This window comes from Conservatibacter flavescens (assembly GCF_002795425.1).
Taxonomy (GTDB): domain Bacteria; phylum Pseudomonadota; class Gammaproteobacteria; order Enterobacterales; family Pasteurellaceae; genus Conservatibacter; species Conservatibacter flavescens.
In genome coordinates this window covers 22,796-41,161 of record NZ_PHHA01000004.1, presented here as the reverse complement: position 1 = coordinate 41,161, position 18,366 = coordinate 22,796, and the positions used below count along the sequence as shown (strand labels likewise).

Genomic DNA, 18,366 nt, shown 5'->3' with positions numbered 1-18,366 from the left:
TAAGATAAAATTGAGTATTGCAGCTCAACAATTAAGCGGACAAGAATTTAATATGACAGAATTTGCAGGAGCGGTCACGTCAGGAGCAGTAAGCCCAATATTTAAAACATCGGCAGAAGTTGTGCGTTTTAATATGGGAGTTGGAATGGCTACAGGCTTAGCAAATGGTAGTGATGGTTTATCTGAAGCTGCGTTGTCTGGAGTTGCTGCTTATGGTTCGAGTAAAGCTCCAAATAAGGTTCTATCTACAATAACAGGTGAGGCCATTCAAAAATTACCAAATATACGAGATTCAATTATTCGTAGCAATAATAGCGATGATAGTAATTACATGAAAAGAATATTTCTTATATTTTTTACTACGTTTATATCATTTAATATTGGGGCATTAATACTTAATCTTAAAGATTTTGGTATTCATTGGAATATAGATTTGATATTAAAGATTCATTATGCTGCCTCAATTTACGCATTAAAATGCGGTGCTATAGGAGTCGTTGTAGATTGGTTTTCAAAAGATTGGTTTGATAAAAAAGATAAATGATAGAAGCGGCGGCAACGCTCTGGTCGGTGCCGTAGCCGGCGGCAGCGCAGAAGCCCTCGCGCCAATCTTAGCAGAAAAACTCTACGGCAAATCCGCCACCCAGCTGACTGAGGAGGAAAAACAACATATCGTCGGATTAAGCAGTATCGCAGGGGGAATACTCTCTGCGGCCACCGCCCATACCGGCGACACCAGCAGCACCGTCACTACCCTAGCTAATGCAGCATTGGGAGCGGATACAGCGAAAAGTGCGGTGGAGAATAATTTATTTTCTCCAACGCATACACATCAATTTTGGCAGGACTTAAACCACGCCACAGAAGAAAATCATTCAGTCGAAGAGGTTTTCGATAAATAGCAAGCCATCAGTGAGGAAGAACGCACTAAGTTAATCAATGATTGTGATGTAAATTGTCGCCTAACTGTAGAGCGAGTATTAAACCGTTCTGATGAATTAGCAGATGACTATACCAATTTTGTCTCAGCATTAGTTTCAAAGCTATCGCCTGCACAACAACAGCGATTCTATGAGCTTGTTACGGAAGAAAATAACTTAACAAGGGAAGAATTAGCAAAACAAAAAACAGGAAAAGAAAAAGCGTTAGACTTAGCATTTGAAGCTGCTTTGATGTTGAAAAAAGAAAATGGGCTTTCAGATGCTAAGGTTGGGTTTGCGAAGAAAACAAAAAGTTATACTTTAAATGAAAAAGGAGAATTATTGGGTAAAAATGGAATTCAAGTTCATAGTAAAACAGTATGGAAAGGAAATGGCAAAGAGCGTATTGATATTGAAAACCCAAATCCAGGTAAAAGAGCAGGTCAAATACACTACCAAGATAATAACGGAAATAAATTTTATTATGATCCTATTTCTAAAACATTTCCTGATGCTCCTAAGTCAGTTAATAAAAAATTAGAAAATAAAGAATTTTTTGAAGCGATAGAAAAAGGCATGAATAAATACTTGGGAGAAAAAAATGTTAATGAATGAAGCTATGTGTACTTTTTTATCTAAGATATCATTAAAAGATATAAGTAGTAAAAAACTAAATCATGAACTGAAAAGTATTATCGATAATGGTTTTTTTATTAAAGATGATTGTGCTTTGTTAAAAAAATTTGAGAGATTAAATAGAGGGGAATTATGTAGCTTTGATGATGAAGTAGAATTTGAGTGCTCTTTTAACTCCATTCATATAGATGACTTTGCTAAGGGTGATTTTTTTATTTATGCTATTATTTATGCTTATGAACTAACATTAAAATGGAAAATTAATTTTCCTGATAGAAAGATTAAATTAATATTATCTCTAGATGATGAGAACTATTCTCCAACCGTAACATTTTATACGGATAGAGGTAAGGATTACTTAAATGAAAATAAATTAAATTCTTATATTAACCCTATATTAATAATCTCAGGCACTTTTAGCTATTTAGACTTGGTATGCCAAAACAAGAACAAGGAATAGCATAATTTTTCCCACTATAAATTACCCAAAGGTACTTTGAACAAAGAAAAGGGAAATAATTGGAGATTATGGATAAAATAACAGAACTTAGTTTTTATATGGACGAAAAACAACATATCGTCGGCTTAAGCAGTATCGCAGGGGGGAATACTCTCTGCAGCAACCGCTAATACCGGCGACACCAGCAGCACAGTCACTACCCTAGCTAATGCAGCATTGGGAGCAGATACAGCGAAAAGTGCGGTGGAGAATAATTTATTTTCTCCAACACATACACATCAATTTTGGCAGGACTTAAACCACGCCACAGAAGAAAATCATTCAGTTGAAGAGGTTTTCGATAAATGGCAAGCCATCAGTGAGGAAGAGCGTGCTAAGTTAATCAATGATTGTGATGTAAATTGTCGCCTAACCGTAGAGCGAGTATTAAACCGTTCTGATGAATTAGCAGATGACTATACCAATTTTGTTTCAGCATTGGTTTCAAAGCTATCGCCGGCACAACAACAGCGATTCTATGAGCTTGTTACGGAAGAAAATAATTTAACAAGGGAAGAATTAGCAAAACAAAAAACAGGAAAAGAAAAAGCGTTAGACTTAGCATTTGAAGCTGCTTTGATGTTGAAAAAAGAAAATGGGCTTTCAGATGCTAAGGTTGGGTTTGCGAAGAAAAAGTCGGATAGTAGTTCATCAACAAATAGAAATATAGCGAAACCCGTATTTCAGACTGATAGCCAAGCAGCAAAAGTTGCAAAGGAATTGGGATATACAAGAACTAATTACCGGACTAAATCTGATGCCGTTATATTTAAAAAAGGAAACAGTTATATAACGAGAGATGTTGACGGGCATAATGGGGGGGCATGGAAAGAAGCATCTAGCCCAGAGAAACTAAATAAAAAAGAGACAAGAAATGGAACTTTTGATATTAATTTAAATAGAATTGGAGATTAAAATTTGTGTGATTTAAATGATTTTTATAGAAATATTACTTTTTTTGAAGAGTATGATGAGAACTCTTTTATTGGACGATGGTTAGATTATTCAGAGTGGAATGATCATGAATATTTTAAATTAGAAAAATCCTTGCTCAAAATAGCAAGGATATATCAGGAAAATGATGAGTTGAAACAAGATATTTTAATGGGAATTATGAGAATTGTGGAATTAATGATGATTTCTAATTGGGGGTATTTTGAAGTAAAAAGCTTAGATATTTATGATAGGTATGATAGATTTAAATATTTACTATCAAAATTATTTTCTAAAGAAGAAATATTCTTAGATAATTTCGCTTATTCTCCGATATAAGCCTATTATAAGAGATAAAATTTTGTATAAACAAATAAAGAACAGAGGCGATATATACGTCCCCTTCTGATGAGTGTTTATAAGTGTCTAATTTGAGTTCTGATACAGCGAAAAGTGCGGTGGAGAATAATTATCTTTTTGCGAATGAGGCGAAAGAAAAATTTGACTTATTACATAAGGAAAATCGAACTGAAGCTGAAGAGAACAGACTACAAGAATTAAATGAATTAGATAAACAACGAGATCAAGCATTACTTAGCGCTTGCTCAGGTAATCTACTAAGTAGTGGATGTTTATCTTCTATTTCAGATGCCAACCGAGCGATGGCAAGCTATAACCAAAATATCGGAAATAGTTATATTCATACTTTCAAAGGATTATTAGGAAATGACTATAAAAATGTTGAGGCTGTACTTACTGGCAAAACTCAAGACCATATAGAATTTGAGAAAACTGCCAGAATTATTGCTCAAAACTGGGATATTGATGTAGAAACAGCGAGAGATATTGCAACTTATATTAATCGTGGGCATTCTGTCGCTGCCGCTGTTGGAGGTATTTATAGCGGAAAAACACTGGGGAATTTTGCAACAAAAGTTCCTGATGAGATTGATGCTAATAAAAAATTACCGGTTGTTGGGGAAACTAACGGATATGAAAATCAAGTATCAACTCTTTCATTGGATGCTAGAAATATTGCTCTCTATTCAAAGTTAAAAGAACAACTAACCCACGAAAACTTAAGCAACATAGTAAAAAATAATTCTATTTTAGAACATGCGGCTTTTGGAAAGGGGAATTTAACCCAAAGTGGTGCTCTTTCTACAGATAAAATTGAACGATTAGCTAAAGAATGGGTTGGCGATAATGCCATTAAAAATAGTGATGGTGGTTTTATTAGTGCTGATGGAACTAGGAGGTATAGACCGCCTCATATAAAACACAATTCTCCTTATGCTACAACAGGAATTCAAGCTAATTTTGAACGCGGTTATAAAAATAGTAATGGCATTTTTATACCAGAAAGCAATTTACATATTAATGTTAAGGATGATAAATGATAACTGCTGAATTAAAAAATATATATTTTAATGGAGATATAAAAGATAAAAATCACGCTCAATTGATTATGTCGGCAAGTCATAGCTTTTGCTTGAATTTATGTCTAGATATAGGTGAAAAAGGACTGGATGGAGGAAACTATTTTTATACTACTGTTGTAAACTTAAATTGGTTAATAAATGAAATAAAAAAAGAAAGGGGTGTATTAGAAGAAAGCTTAATTGTTGTTGATAATTTTGAGGATTTTAATGATCTAGAGATTTTCATCAGAAATAAAATTAATGAAATATCTGGTTATACTTGGAATGATGTATTAAAAAAATTAAGACACGTATTTTTTTGGGAATATGAAGAACATAAAATTGTATAGGGTAAAGAAATTATGAAAGTTGATTTAAAATTCATTAGTTTTTTTGGAAGTATTTCTGATGAGGAGATGGCAGCTAACTTGATGAAGCAAGAGCATTACTACATACCTCTCTGTCTTGCCATTGGCACCAAAGGTGATAAAGGTTCTGATTATTTTTATGTGGATTTATTTCATGAAACAAAAATGAAAAATCATAAATGCGCATAAATAATACATGAATATATGAAAACAATAACTTTTTGTACTATATTCAGCCAATCCCAGCAACAATTTATTGTTGCCTCGGAATTGGCTAAGTCCAAAAGCGCTTTGGAAAGAAGTGCGGTGGTTTTTTGTTTAGATTCGGAATAAACAAGGATAAGGGGCGTATGCGATACGCCCCTACAGCAAATATTCATAACCCATTGAAATTTAAAAGATATTGATTTTTTCAGGTAGGGGCGTATTGCATACGCCCCAAAGCAATAATATCTTGTCTCGGAATTGGCTAAATCCAAAAGCACTTTGGAAAGAAGTGCGGTGGGTTTTTGTTTAGATTCGGAATAAACAAGGATAAGGGGCGTATGCAATACGCCCCTACGGCAAATATTTATAACCCATTGAAATTTAATAGATATTTATTTTTCAGGTAGGGGCGTATTGCATACGCCCCAAAAAATAATATCTTGTCTCGGAATTGGCTAAATCCAAAAGTACTTTGGAAAGAAAAAGCGCGGTGGGTTTTGGTTGAGATTTTGTCAATGCGCTTTGTTATTTATTCAAACTTAGCTGCCAACCTTGTTCTTTATTAATTTCTAAACGTAACGCGTGGTATGCATGTAATGTTGAGCGATGCCCTACGCTAATAATTGTCGTCATTGGCAAACTTTGTTTGAGTAAGCGATACATCGCATCTTCTAACCCTTCATCCATACTTGCACTTGCTTCATCAAGAAAAGCAACTGTTGGTTTATGCAATAATAAGCGAGCAAAGGCTAAACGTTGTTGTTCTCCTAGCGATAGCACTCTAGTCCAATCATTTTCTTGCTCCAATCTATCTGATAAATGGCCTAATTGTACTTGTTGCAATAAATCCGAAGCTGCTGTGATGTCTACATGCTGTGGTACGAGTTCGGGGTAATAAAGCGCATCTAATAGGCGGCCTTGCGGTATATAAGGTTTTTGAGATAAAAACAGCGCATTATTCGGTCGCAGTATGCGTCCTTCTGAATAAGACCATAGCCCTGCGACTGTACGCAATAACGTTGTTTTCCCCACTCCTGATGGCCCTTGAATTAGCATGGTTGAGCCCTGTGGTAATTGTAAGTTGAGATCTTTAATTAAGACATCACCCATTGGGGATTTTACCGTTAGGTCTTCAAAAATGACTTCACTCTCATGAGGTTCAATACTGGTTTTTGAAACTTCATTTGCAATATTAATTGCTTTTTCAAACCCTGTGAGACGATCCAATGTGGCTTGATACTCGGCAAAATTATCATAAACATTACGGAAATAAGACAGATTTCCATGTAAACGGCCAAATACTTGCATAGTTTGCATAAGATCGCCTAATTTGATTTGCTTTTCAAAATAACGTCCGACTTGAATTAATAGTGGGAATACCACTGAAATTTGTGATACGACTAAGTTAAAGCCTGAGAATTTTAATGTTCTAAATACGATCCCCCACATGTTTTGGATCACGTGGCTAAATTGACGATACAGTAAGCTTTTTTCAGCTTTTTCTCCGGCATAAAAGGCTATGCTTTCTGCATATTCTTTTACTCGAATTAAGGAATAACGATAATTCGCATTTAAACGTTCATTAGCAAAACTCAAGTTAATCAAAGGTTTACCTAACCAGAATGCAAATACGGTGGTAATGAGTACATAACCAAATACTAAGAAAACCATCATATGCGGAATTTCAACCCCTAAGATTGTCATAGCACCTGATAATCCCCATAGTAAGATGGTGAAAGAAATGATGGAAGTGACTGCACTTATCACTCCTGTTGAAAGCGAAAGTGTGGTTTTTACATAAGCTTGCACATCTTGTTGAATACGTTGATCGGGGTTATCTAACTGGTTAAATACATGCTGTGATTTGTAATAGGCTTGATTCGCCATCCATTTTTCTAATAAGTGTTGGTTTAACCATTCTATCCAGTTGATACAAAAACGCTGTTCGCAGTAATAGCTAAACAGTGAGTTTGTCACTGCTGCTGCTGCGATAAAACAAAAGACGATCATTTGTTGCCAAAATACAGGCTGATCAAACTCTTGTAACGAGCTATACATAGTATTATACCAATTCGAATGGATTAAGCTTATACGCACTTCAAGCAAGGTTAATCCTACGATAAAAAAGAAAAATAATAAGGGTTTAATACTACGTTTTAGCGATAAATAACCGCCGGCCATTGACCAAAACTGTCTTCCCCAGCGAGTTGTCTTGACTAAAAGCCACACTGCTAAAGAAAAAACGACAGCGGTAATCATTAAATTACGTAGAATCCAAAAAAATGAGGTAAGTAGTTCTTCTGACCAATTCATAAACATTTATCCGTAAATAAAAAGATGGCATATTGTTCTGAAAATTACAGGATTATGCAAGCATAAATTTTCTTAAAATTTGAACTAGCTCAGATTTTTACTACCTAAAGCTTGGTATAATTTCATCAGTGATTAATTTTTATAATGTTATTAGGAGTCGCTATGAGTGATGTTGCTATCACTATTAGTCTTCTTGCCCTGGTCGCTGTTATTGGCTTGTGGATCGGACATTGGAAGATTCGTGGTGTAGGTTTAGGTATCGGAGGGGTATTATTTGGGGGGATTATTGTCGCCCATTTCACCAATCAGTATGGCTTAAAATTAGACGCCCATACTCTACATTTTATTCAGGAATTTGGGTTAATTTTATTTGTGTATACGATTGGTATTCAAGTTGGTCCCGGTTTTTTTTCTTCTTTACGCCAAGCTGGATTGAAGTTAAATGCATTAGCTGCGTTAATTGTGCTGATTGGTGCTCTAGTCGTGGTGTTGTTCTATCATTTGGCCGATGTGCCTTTAGATATTATTTTAGGTATCTACTCTGGCGCCGTTACCAACACCCCTTCTTTGGGAGCCGGTCAGCAAATTTTATCTGAATTAGGTATGCATGATATTACCGAAACAATGGGTATGGCCTATGCGATGGCTTATCCTTTTGGGATTTGTGGGATTTTACTGACCATGTGGTTGGTGCGTTTATTTTTCAAAATTAAAATTGAAGAAGAGGCCATGCGTTTTGAAAAAGAAAATAACCACGATCATGAACATCTTATTAGTATGAATTTTAAGGTAACAAATCCCAATCTTGACGGTCTTCGCCTCAAGGAAATTCCGGGCTTTGAGCAAAAAGATGTTGTTTGTTCACGATTAAAACGTAATGAAGTGGTGAGTGTGCCACAAGCCGATACGATTATTCATGTGGGTGATTTATTACGTATGGTGGGCGAAAATGCTGTTTTGAAAAAAATGCAATTAATTATCGGAGAAGTCGTTGATGCTTCTATTTCAATGACAACCGATTATTTACGCTCTGAACGTGTTGTTGTCACGAATGAAAATGTATTAGGCAAAAAAATTCGTGCCATTGGTATCCATCAGAAATACGGTGTGATGATTTCACGCTTAAATCGTGCTGGCGTGGAACTTGTACCAACCGCCAATACGCACTTACAATTTGGTGATGTGCTACATTTAGTGGGTAAAGTCGAATCTGTTGATGCCGCGATTAATGTGATTGGTAACGCACAACAAAAATTGCAACAAGTACAAATGCTACCTGTTTTTATTGGTATTGGCTTAGGGGTTTTATTAGGCTCTGTTCCATTCCATATTCCAGGCTTTCCTGTTGATCTTAAATTAGGTTTAGCCGGTGGCCCTTTGGTGGTTGCCCTTATTTTGGCTAGAATTGGTAGTGTAGGTAAACTCTATTGGTTTATGCCTCCTAGCGCTAACTTAGCCTTAAGAGAAATTGGTATTGTGTTATTCTTAGCGGTGGTCGGTTTAAAATCCGGTGGGAATTTTGTGGAAACGCTTATCAACGGTAGTGGATTAGAATGGATGGGATACGGATTTGCTATTACACTGATTCCCCTTATTGTCGTCAGTTTGGTGGCGCGTTTTTATGCCAAACTTAACTATCTGAGCTTATGTGGCTTATTAGCAGGTTCAATGACCGATCCGCCAGCTCTCGCTTTTGCAAATGCCATTAAAGAAGATAGTGGTGCCGCTGCATTAGCTTATGCAACCGTCTACCCTCTTGTGATGTTTTTAAGGATTATTTCACCACAACTACTGGCTATTTTGTTATGGTCAATCATGTAGGGATTAATGTTGTTGATTTTCTCCCCGTTTCCGATAACGGGGAGATTTTAATGAATCAATTATGTATTTATGCAGTTAAGCAGCAACATAAGTACGATTACCTAATGTTCCATCATCTTCCATGACTTTTGCTTCCCCAAGTATTTCTCGGATTTTCTCCCCTTCCTTGAAAAAAACAAAACCACCATGTTCCATTTTTATCCATTTTTCATTCTTAGTCAGTGGAAAAGTCGAAATGATCGTCACTTTGTCGCCATCTTTAGCATAATCACTAAAATCAATTACGCCATCATCGTCAATGCGTTGTGCTTTGCCAAATGGCGCTTGGCGCGTGAGATAATGCAAGTTCGTTGAGCAATGAGCAAGGAGCCATTCGCCATTAGATAACATAAAGTTGAAAGTACCATACTGAGATAGTTCTGCTGTAATCTCGCGAATCGTATCAAAAATTTGCTCTTCCGTTGGTTTTTTACGGTAGCGATTTTTTAACTGTTCCGCAATATAACAAAATGCCGCTTCTGAATCTGTTGTGCCAATAGGCTGGCATAAGCTATCACTCATATCTGGTAATGTTTTTAAATTGCCATTATGTGCAAATACCCAGTTTTCGCCCCAAATTTCACGGATAAAGGGGTGAGTATTTTCTAGATTCACTTCGCCCTGAGTGGCTTTGCGAATATGTGCAATGACATTCAAAGATTTAATATGATATTGTTTTACACAATCAGCAATAGGCGAATTATGTCCCGGTTTATCATCACGAAAAACTCGCACGCCTTTTCCCTCAAAAAAAGCTATCCCGAAGCCATCAGAATGGCTATCTGTTAAGCCTGCCCGCCGGCGAAAGCCTTCAAAAGAAAACACAATATCTGTAGGGGTATTACAATTCATTCCTAATAACTGACACATATAAAACCTAAGTCAAATAACCATAATATTAGTAATAGATTTAACACGATAATTTCAAGAATATCAATACACCTACACAATAATTTTTAGACGAAAATGGTACATAAAATAACGAAGTTCTATAATATCATGACAATTTATTGATGTGATGTGGCTTAGCCTTTTGCCATTGGGCTTGATACCGCGTAGTTATGCTTGCTTTCAGCCCAATGGGTTAACTATAAATGGCTAAGGAGCGCTGAATTAATGTTTGCCAAACTCCCTAATTTGACATCTGCAAGCTCCCAGTATCCTCGTTGAAAATCGTTTTGATGAGGGATCACAATACACGTCATATTTGCAGCTTTTACTGCGGTCATTCCGACTTTGGAATCTTCAATTCCCACACATTCCATAGGCGATAAATTCAACTGATGACATGCATGTAAATACACTTCTGGATGGGGTTTGTTAAATGAAAGTTCATGGGCTGAGGCAATATAGGAAAAATAATGTTCAATGCCACAACTTTTCACAATGCTTTCTAGCATAACTCTTGGTGAGGCTGAGGCAATCGCCATTTTAATATTTTGTTCTGCCAAAAATGCCAGTGTCTCTTTTACATGGGGCATTAACGGTTTTTCGGCTATTATTCGCGCCATTGCTTGCGCTAAATAATGTTCAGCTACCGATTTATCGTCAAGCTGTATGCCAAATTGCATACATGCTTTTTGTGTCATAATATGTACAGGAGACCCTGTCCACTGCGCCATATCGTTTAATGTTACCGGCAAACCATATTGATTAAATACCTCAACGCCCACTTGTTGCCATAATGGTTCTGAATCAATCAGTAATCCGTCCATATCAAATATAAAGGCTTTTTTCATCATATTCCTTCAAAAATATTTGCCAAAATTCACCGCACTTATTGTACCACAATAAGCCCCATACAACCTTTATCCGATAACATCAGATCAGAGGTGCCAAAAATAAATGGAAAGTTGTGTGAGGAAAGATTATCAAAACGCACTAAAATCTGCGTTTTCCCTTGAATAAATACGGTATCTTTCCAACTTAATTCATTATCTGGTATTGGTTGTTCAGCTCGGCTTTCCACCACAAACTTCGCGCCTTGAATGCGAAATCCAATAGGCGAACTGGATGTCAATATCCAGCGCTCTGTACTACCTTGCTTCGCCATAACATCAATACGACGGGGATCAAATCGTCGTTGATTTATCATCGCATTACGTGTATCAAGATGGAATTCACGAGTGGTCGTGACGGGTACTTGTTGCGTTGCATCGGTTGTAAATTGAGTATGGCTTAATTCAGAAAACACTGATACTAACCCCTCAGGGCGTAATTCTAATACCGTGTTATCAACTAACTCATCATCAGAGGCAAACCAAGATGTCAATTTATCTAAGATACCGCGTTTTTTACCTGCAATTAACGAAACATTCTCCCCTTCATTCAGATCAATCAATAATTCAACACGCTCTCCTGGCGCAACAAAAACAGAAGTCAATGCTTTCATTTGTGGCAGATAACCTAAATCTGTGGCGATCAGTTGCATTTCTCGTTCGTCATCACAGCGTAATTCGTAGCCTCGAGATAAAGAGGCATTTAAAATTCGTAAACGCACCCAACCACGTCCCACATTCAAATAAGGCGCTTCTTGTCCATTCACAAACAAACGGTCCCCAAAAAAATGAGACTGGTTAGGTTGAAATAGTTGAGTACCATGACTATTTAGGCGCATATCTTGCAAAATTAATGGGATATCATTCACACCATATTGTTGTGGTAGCTTTGTTTGAGAAAGGCTACTATCTTCTATTAGCCACATACCCACTAGCCCACGATAAGTTTCGTAAGCAGCATTCGTTAAGCTATTACCATGATACCAACAGGTCGAGGCTGGCTGAGTAATTTGTACGATTGGCGACCAATTTTGAGTCGGTTTTAATGAACGTCCAATTCCACCTAATAGCTCCGATGGAATTTGCAAACCTTGAATATTCAAGGATACGGCTTGAGCCAAGTTATTACGGTAGTTAAGTTTGACAAAATCGCCTTGTTTGACTTTAACTGTTGGCCCTAAATACAGCCCATTAAATCCCCACAGTTCAACTCGCTTATCTCCTAATAACGATTTGGTCACACTTTCCATACTCAAAAAAATCGGCTTCCCTCGGCGATTCTCAAGTAAGGGAGGAATAAATAAAGGTTGCCGTGTTGCGGCGATCGCTTCTTCAGGCAAAAGGGAAAGTGCGGTAGAAAACGCAGCGGTTTTCAGCAATTGGCGACGCGTAACTTGCTGCATATTATGCTTCCTGTTTCTGTGCAATTTCCGCATTTAATTCGGCAATGCGTTTAGACATAACCTGATGACAATAATCCGCTAATTCACGCACATTCTCGCGAGTATAGCCCGATACATCTATCGGTTGCATAATTTCGCAAATCACCTTTCCATTATCTTTACGATTCAAATCTACTTTATTGTGTGTATCAGAACAGATCACCGGCACAATAGGAACATTAGCTGCAATAGCCGCATGAAATGCCCCTGTTTTAAAAGGTAATAATCCTCGACCACGACTACGCGTTCCTTCCGGAAACATCCAAATAGACAATTTTTCATTATTAATACGACGGGCAAGCTCTGTCATGGTACTGTGAGCTTTGCTACGGTTATCACGATCAAGAAAAATGTTGCCCGTAGCCCAATATAAGATCCCAAAAAACGGGATCCAAATCAGGCTTTTTTTCCCCACACTCACAGTACGCGGGCGCACCATATAAGAAATCGTCACCATGTCATAATTATTTTGGTGATTACCAATATAGATACAAGGCCCTACCTCATCTACATTTGCTGGAAAACGGTGTTCGACTTCAAGTCCCACCAATCCATGTAAACGACCAAACCAACGCGCCATTACACTCACATTATTCGGATGACGAAAACGAATGAGAGAATAAAGGGTTCCTAAGATACAAATTAGTGTCGCGCAAATCACAACAGCGATGATTCTAAATAATTTCAACATACATTTTTTACCTACGATAAAATTTATGCAAGTATAGCGAAATTCCGTTTAAATGGGTATAAATTGTGATAAGGTACTCGGAAATTTATTCAATAAAATGAACGATAACAAGATGAAAAAAACTTATTTTATTGCAGATTTGCACCTTAGTGACAATCAACCTCACCTTACCCAACTCTTTATTGATTTTATGCAACAACAAGCACCTAATGGACAGGCCTTGTATATTCTAGGAGATTTATTTGATTTTTGGATTGGCGATGATGAATCATCACCACTCATTGAACAAGTAAAAACGCAAATTCGCCAACTGACCCAACAAGGGATTCCTTGTTATTTTATTCATGGCAACCGGGATTTTCTGCTTGGCAATGCCTTTGCCAAAGCCTGTGGTTTACAATTACTCCCCGACTATCATATTATTGATTTATATGGCACGCCTACTCTACTTTGTCATGGCGATACCCTCTGTACTGACGATATTGCTTATCAACGTTATCGCCAAAAAGTACACCAAAAATGGCGTCAATGGTTCTTTTTGCACTTACCTCTAAAAGTGCGGTTAAAAATTGCCGAAAAAATCCGACATAAAAGCAAAACCGATAAACAATATAAATCCCCCAAAATTATGGACGTGAACGCCCATGCGGTACAAGAAGCTTTTACACACTTTCACGTCCAACAAATGATTCATGGGCATACGCATCGACAAAATATTCACCAAATTCCACCGCACTTTCAGCGTATTGTATTAGGTGATTGGGGAGAGACTGCTTCAATATTAGCGGTCACTGAAGACAGTATTCAATTTTTATGAATACATAATGAGATACCCTTCTGTGCTGATCACAGAAGGGCTAGCTTATGGCAAAAAACTTATTGACGATAATTGCTAAAGAATCTGGACAATTTGTTCATGGCAAATTCTAATTGATTCACATAAGGTAAAAACACGATACGAAAATGATCCGGCTGGTGCCAGTTAAATCCACGCCCATGCACAAGCAGTACTTTTTCTTGTCTTAACAAATCCAGTACCATTTTTTCATCATCGTATAAATTGAATTTTTTGACATCCATTTTCGGGAACATATACAACGCCCCTTTCGGCTTCACACAAGTTAGTCCATCAATTTGTGTCAATAGTTCATAAGCACGATTGCGTTGTTCTAACAAACGGCCGTTCGGCATAATTAACTCATTGATACTCTGATATCCTCCCAAAGCCGTTTGAATAGCATGCTGCATTGGCACATTGGCACATAAACGCATAGACGCTATCATATCCAGCCCTTCAATATAGCCTTTTGCCTTATCTTTCGGCCCATTCAAAATCATCCAGCCTTGTCGAAAACCACAACTGCGATAAGATTTTGATAAACTATTAATTGTGATTGTTAATAAATCCGGTGCTAAAGCAGCGATATGATGATGTACTGCGCCATCATATAAAATCTTGTCATACACCTCATCGGCGAAAATCAACAAGTTATGCTGACGAGCAACCTCAGCAATATCTAATAACACGTCTTTACTATATACTGCGCCAGTTGGATTATTTGGGTTGATTAATACGATAGCTTTTGTCCGCGAGCTAATCTTGCTTTTAATATCATCAATATCCGGAAACCATTCTGCTTGTTCATCACACACATAATGTACTGCTTTGCCACCAGAAAGCGTTACGGCGGCCGTCCATAACGGGTAATCCGGCATAGGGACAAGCACTTCATCACCGTCATTTAACAATGCCTGCATAGACATGGTGATTAACTCTGATCCACCATTGCCGATATACACATCGTTAACCGTTGATTCATTAATGCCTTTAGACTGATAATATTGCACAACAGCTTTGCGCGCAGAGTATAAACCTTTAGATTCACAATAACCCTGTGCCGTAGGAAGATTACGAATAATATCGACTAATACTTCATCTGGGGCATCAAAACCAAAAGGCGCCGTATTACCGATATTCAGTTTTAAGATCTTATGCCCTTCTTCTTCAAGACGGACAGCTTCTTTGTGAACCTTGCCACGGATATCGTAACAAACATGTTCTAATTTATTTGATTTTGGAAAAATATCCATAGCGCACCTTATTTATTCTAGGGAAGTCTATTGTTTGATTTTTTCATACTTTACCCCGATTTCCATCGAATTTAAAGATTTAGTAAAAATTTATTTTAAAGTGCGGTAGAATAAAGAAAACTTTTCACTATTAATCAAAATACCTATGGGCAAAATAGCCCCGTTGACGACACATGGATAATTTGCAATCGTTAAAACGGCAAGTTGAGCAATGCTTGCTTACTCATCAACCTAATCCGCAGGAAACTATCAGCATGTATCAATTTCATGTGGATTTCTATGGACATTTGTTGAGTTGGCTCAAAGCGCAATCTACTTATCCACAATTTTATTTCAACCTTCGAGACAGTGCTGAAAAGCTTTGTGCTATTGGTAAAGTGCGGTCATTTTCTGAGGTATTTTCAGCGAATCAATTTGTTCAACAATCCGGGTTCACTTTAATCGGTGGCTTGACCTTTGATGGTGCTTCTTGCTTTTACTTACCCCGATTATTATTTCAGCAACAGCAAAACCGTCTCACGCTAAGCGTATTTATTGATAATCAAGTTGCGTTTTCTGAAGAAAAAGCCGCTATTGCACCATTACTGGACAATCTCGCACGCTATATGGCTTTTGACGATATCCATTCCAATCGTTTGCAATTAATTGATCAAGCACACAATCAAGCCGCATGGTGTAACATGGTGCAATCAGCCTTACAAGCTCTACAACATACGGAATTAAATAAAGTGGTCTTGGCTAATGCGAGCGATTTTCAATGTATACCCGCGCTTAATGCAAAAGATTTTTTGCGTGAAAGCGAACTAGTTAATACCCATTGCTATCATTTTTTATTTGCACAGGATGCCGAACGTTGTTTTGTGGGCTCAAGTCCAGAGTGTTTATATCAACGCCAAGACAATCACCTGATTACAGAAGCCTTAGCAGGCACTGCTTTTGTTCACCATGACACACAGCAAAATCAACAACAAGCAGATTGGCTACTTCATGATAGTAAAAACCAATATGAAAATTGGTTAGTCGTAGAGGGAATTTGTCAAAATTTAAAGCATTATGCACAAAATATTGATGTCAGCCCATTGAGCATAAAACAATTACGTCAAGTACAACATTTATATCGGCAAATTTTTGTGGAGCTAGCTCCGCATATCGGTGACGACCGCTGTCTGCAAGCTATTCACCCAACTGCTGCAATATCCGGTTTACCACAACAAATCGCGATAGATTTTATCCAAAAAACGGAAAAATTTGACCGCACTTGGTATGCCGGTACGCTCGGGTTTATCAGTCCACAACGCGCTGAATTTTGCGTGACTATCCGTTCTGCAATTATTGAACACAACAAAATCCGGGTTTTTGCAGGGGCAGGTATTGTTGAAGGCTCTGATCCCTTGTTAGAATGGCAAGAAATCGAACGCAAAGCGATGGGATTAATTTCCCTACTCCAATCGACAACAACACAATAATAAACAAAAACAATAGGAAGCGGAAAAGGTATGTCACAAGTTAGCATTTTTAATCGCTGTTGGGCGAGAGTTATTTTACAAACCCTTATTAGTCATGGTGTACAACATGTTTGCATCGCGCCGGGTTCTCGTTCAACGCCTTTAACCCTTGAAGCGGTACGCTTACAAAATAACAAACACCTCCGTTGTCATACTCATTTTGATGAACGTGGGTTAGGCTTTTTTGCACTCGGTTTAGCCAAATCGAGCAAAACCCCTGTGGCGATTATTGTCACATCTGGTACCGCTGCGGCTAACCTTTATCCTGCAGTTATTGAGGCTCGTCAAAGTGGCACGAATTTAATTCTGTTAACCGCAGATCGCCCGCCTGAACTACTCGAATGTGGCGCAAATCAAGCTATTTTGCAACAAAATATGTTTGCTGATTATCCTATCGCTCAAGTTAATCTTCCTCGACCAAGTGCGGATTATCCTGCTAGTTGGCTCATTTCAACACTTGATCAAGCCTGTCATCAACAACAAAGACAAGCTGGAGTGATTCATCTTAATGTGCCTTTTGCCGAACCTTTATATCAAGCTAATGAATTAGAAATTGAGCAACATGCTTGGCTACAACCTATTCAACGTTGGTTATCTCAACAAAAAAAATGGAGCGATTATCAACCTCATCAGCAAGAAGTACTTATCCATGAAAATTGGGATTTTTGGCGCACTAAACGAGGTGTGCTTGTCGTTGGAAAAATGCCACTTGAACAAAGTATGGGGATAAAAACTTGGGCGGATACAATGGGCTGGATAGTATTAACAGATATTCAATCCGGCGTTGAACCTAGTCTGCCTTATGCGGATATTTGGCTTGCAAATCAAACCGTACGCCAAAAGTTACTGCAAGCTGACTTAGTTATTCAAATGGGATCACATTTCGTTAGCAAACGTATTCAACAATATCTACAAGATTTTCAAGGTGAATATTGGTTGGTTGATGAAAAATCCATACGACTTGATCCTTATCATCATGCTCAAACCCGTTTTGTTGCCAAAATTCATCATTGGTTACGGGCCCACCCGCCATTACGCCAAAAACCTTGGTTATTGGAGCCTTTGGCTTTATCCAATTTCTGTGCATCATTTATCGAAAAACAAGTTGGCGGTACGTTAAATGAAGCTTCCCTCGCTCACCATTTAGAGCGAGTATTACCGAGTAACGGTGTACTCTTTTTAGGAAATAGCTTATTTGTTCGCTTAGTCGATGCGCTATGTAAATTACCTGACGGTTATCCAGTTTATACTAATCGTGGTGCGAGTGGTATTGATGGTTTATTTGCGACTACTGCAGGTATCGCCGTGAGCAGCAATCAACCTGTCGTCGCAATACTCGGCGATACTTCTGCTTTGCATGATCTTAATTCCTTAGCATTATTTAAATACGTGACACAACCCACCATTTTATTTGTGATCAATAATAATGGCGGGGCGATTTTTGATATGTTACCGGTAGACGAGCAAGTCAAAACAGCATTCTATCGTATGCCGCATAACTTGGAGTTTTCACAAGCGGCATCGATGTTCGAGATTAAATATGCACGTCCTTACACTTGGGCTGATTTGGGTTCGGTATTAAAACAAGCCTATAGCCGTAAAGAAACAACGCTAATTGAGATCAAAGTCAATTCAAGTGATGGATCGAACTTATACAAAAAACTTATCGAACAAATTAGCCATGCAGTGATAGGGGCATAAT

General features: G+C 37.7%; 18 protein-coding genes and 1 pseudogene. 13 read left to right on the top strand and 6 right to left on the bottom strand.

The annotated features are described in order from the left end of the window. From CVP05_RS03605 to CVP05_RS03565, 9 genes and pseudogenes are all read left to right on the top strand, one after another. A pseudogene (locus CVP05_RS03605) lies at positions 1–544 on the top strand (hypothetical protein); the annotation flags it as partial. Then, positions 525–902 carry a VENN motif pre-toxin domain-containing protein gene (locus CVP05_RS03600; protein ID WP_165773115.1) on the top strand — a complete coding sequence of 126 codons (378 nt, stop codon included), beginning with the start codon at positions 525–527 and terminating at the stop codon, positions 900–902. The pseudogene CVP05_RS03605 and the gene CVP05_RS03600, both read left to right, overlap by 20 nt. A gap of 270 nt (positions 903–1,172) precedes the next feature. Beyond that, the gene (locus CVP05_RS03595; RefSeq protein WP_100288215.1) at positions 1,173–1,535 is read left to right on the top strand and encodes a hypothetical protein; all 363 of its coding nucleotides are present in this window, start codon (positions 1,173–1,175) and stop codon (positions 1,533–1,535) included. Beyond that, the gene (locus CVP05_RS03590; protein WP_100288214.1) at positions 1,522–2,016 is read left to right on the top strand and encodes a hypothetical protein; all 495 of its coding nucleotides are present in this window, start codon (positions 1,522–1,524) and stop codon (positions 2,014–2,016) included. The genes CVP05_RS03595 and CVP05_RS03590 overlap by 14 nt, the downstream gene beginning before the upstream one ends. A gap of 243 nt (positions 2,017–2,259) precedes the next feature. Further along, complete coding sequence (locus tag CVP05_RS12745) at positions 2,260–2,970, top strand: toxin C-terminal domain-containing protein (protein ID WP_133118698.1); 711 nt, start codon at positions 2,260–2,262, stop codon at positions 2,968–2,970. 3 nt (positions 2,971–2,973) lie between these two features. Further along, positions 2,974–3,327 (top strand): Imm41 family immunity protein, encoded by a 354-nt coding sequence (locus CVP05_RS03580; RefSeq protein ID WP_100288212.1) that lies wholly within the window; start codon positions 2,974–2,976, stop codon positions 3,325–3,327. Between the two features lie 92 nt (positions 3,328–3,419). Further along, entirely contained in the window at positions 3,420–4,388 is a 969-nt protein-coding gene (locus CVP05_RS03575) for a DUF6862 domain-containing protein (RefSeq protein ID WP_133118697.1), read from the top strand. Next, entirely contained in the window at positions 4,385–4,759 is a 375-nt protein-coding gene (locus tag CVP05_RS03570) for an Imm8 family immunity protein (protein WP_100288210.1), read from the top strand. Before CVP05_RS03575 ends, CVP05_RS03570 begins: the two co-directional genes overlap by 4 nt. A gap of 12 nt (positions 4,760–4,771) precedes the next feature. Then, positions 4,772–4,966, top strand: a complete 195-nt coding sequence (locus CVP05_RS03565; protein WP_100288209.1) for a hypothetical protein — start codon at positions 4,772–4,774, stop codon at positions 4,964–4,966. A 543-nt stretch (positions 4,967–5,509) separates the two neighbouring features. Here the strand turns inward: CVP05_RS03565 and CVP05_RS03555 are convergent. Continuing rightward, the gene (locus CVP05_RS03555) at positions 5,510–7,297 is read right to left on the bottom strand and encodes an ABC transporter ATP-binding protein/permease (protein ID WP_100288207.1); all 1,788 of its coding nucleotides are present in this window, start codon (positions 7,295–7,297) and stop codon (positions 5,510–5,512) included. A gap of 162 nt (positions 7,298–7,459) precedes the next feature. On the opposite strand from CVP05_RS03555, the gene CVP05_RS03550 reads away from it, so the two are divergent. Further along, complete coding sequence (locus tag CVP05_RS03550) at positions 7,460–9,118, top strand: putative transporter (protein ID WP_100288206.1); 1,659 nt, start codon at positions 7,460–7,462, stop codon at positions 9,116–9,118. Positions 9,119–9,193: 75 nt separating this feature from the next. Here the strand turns inward: CVP05_RS03550 and CVP05_RS03545 are convergent, their stop codons facing one another. The 4 genes from CVP05_RS03545 to CVP05_RS03530 all read right to left on the bottom strand — a co-directional run bounded on the left by CVP05_RS03545 (position 9,194) and on the right by CVP05_RS03530 (position 13,068). After that, positions 9,194–10,027: a class II glutamine amidotransferase gene (locus tag CVP05_RS03545; protein ID WP_100288205.1), complete on the bottom strand. Its 834-nt coding sequence runs from the start codon at positions 10,025–10,027 to the stop codon at positions 9,194–9,196. Between the two features lie 218 nt (positions 10,028–10,245). Then, a complete protein-coding gene (gene hxpB / locus CVP05_RS03540; RefSeq protein WP_100288204.1) occupies positions 10,246–10,896 on the bottom strand; it encodes a hexitol phosphatase HxpB in 651 nt (216 codons plus the stop codon). 38 nt (positions 10,897–10,934) lie between these two features. After that, on the bottom strand, positions 10,935–12,338 hold the full coding sequence (locus CVP05_RS03535; RefSeq protein ID WP_100288203.1) for a multicopper oxidase domain-containing protein: 1,404 nt from the start codon (positions 12,336–12,338) through the stop codon (positions 10,935–10,937). A 1-nt stretch (position 12,339) separates the two neighbouring features. Further along, positions 12,340–13,068, bottom strand: coding sequence for a 1-acylglycerol-3-phosphate O-acyltransferase (locus tag CVP05_RS03530; protein ID WP_100288202.1), 729 nt, complete (start codon positions 13,066–13,068; stop codon positions 12,340–12,342). A 112-nt stretch (positions 13,069–13,180) separates the two neighbouring features. Here CVP05_RS03530 and lpxH point away from each other — a divergent pair, with 112 nt between their 5' ends. Continuing rightward, on the top strand, positions 13,181–13,885 hold the full coding sequence (gene lpxH, locus CVP05_RS03525) for a UDP-2,3-diacylglucosamine diphosphatase (RefSeq protein WP_100288201.1): 705 nt from the start codon (positions 13,181–13,183) through the stop codon (positions 13,883–13,885). 59 nt (positions 13,886–13,944) lie between these two features. Here the strand turns inward: lpxH and CVP05_RS03520 are convergent, their stop codons facing one another. Beyond that, entirely contained in the window at positions 13,945–15,159 is a 1,215-nt protein-coding gene (locus tag CVP05_RS03520) for a pyridoxal phosphate-dependent aminotransferase (RefSeq protein WP_100288200.1), read from the bottom strand. Between the two features lie 173 nt (positions 15,160–15,332). Here CVP05_RS03520 and CVP05_RS03515 point away from each other — a divergent pair, with 173 nt between their 5' ends. Beyond that, positions 15,333–16,625 carry an isochorismate synthase gene (locus CVP05_RS03515; RefSeq protein WP_100288199.1) on the top strand — a complete coding sequence of 431 codons (1,293 nt, stop codon included), beginning with the start codon at positions 15,333–15,335 and terminating at the stop codon, positions 16,623–16,625. 30 nt (positions 16,626–16,655) lie between these two features. Beyond that, the gene (gene menD, locus CVP05_RS03510) at positions 16,656–18,365 is read left to right on the top strand and encodes a 2-succinyl-5-enolpyruvyl-6-hydroxy-3-cyclohexene-1-carboxylic-acid synthase (RefSeq protein ID WP_100288198.1); all 1,710 of its coding nucleotides are present in this window, start codon (positions 16,656–16,658) and stop codon (positions 18,363–18,365) included. Position 18,366 lies beyond the last annotated feature (1 nt).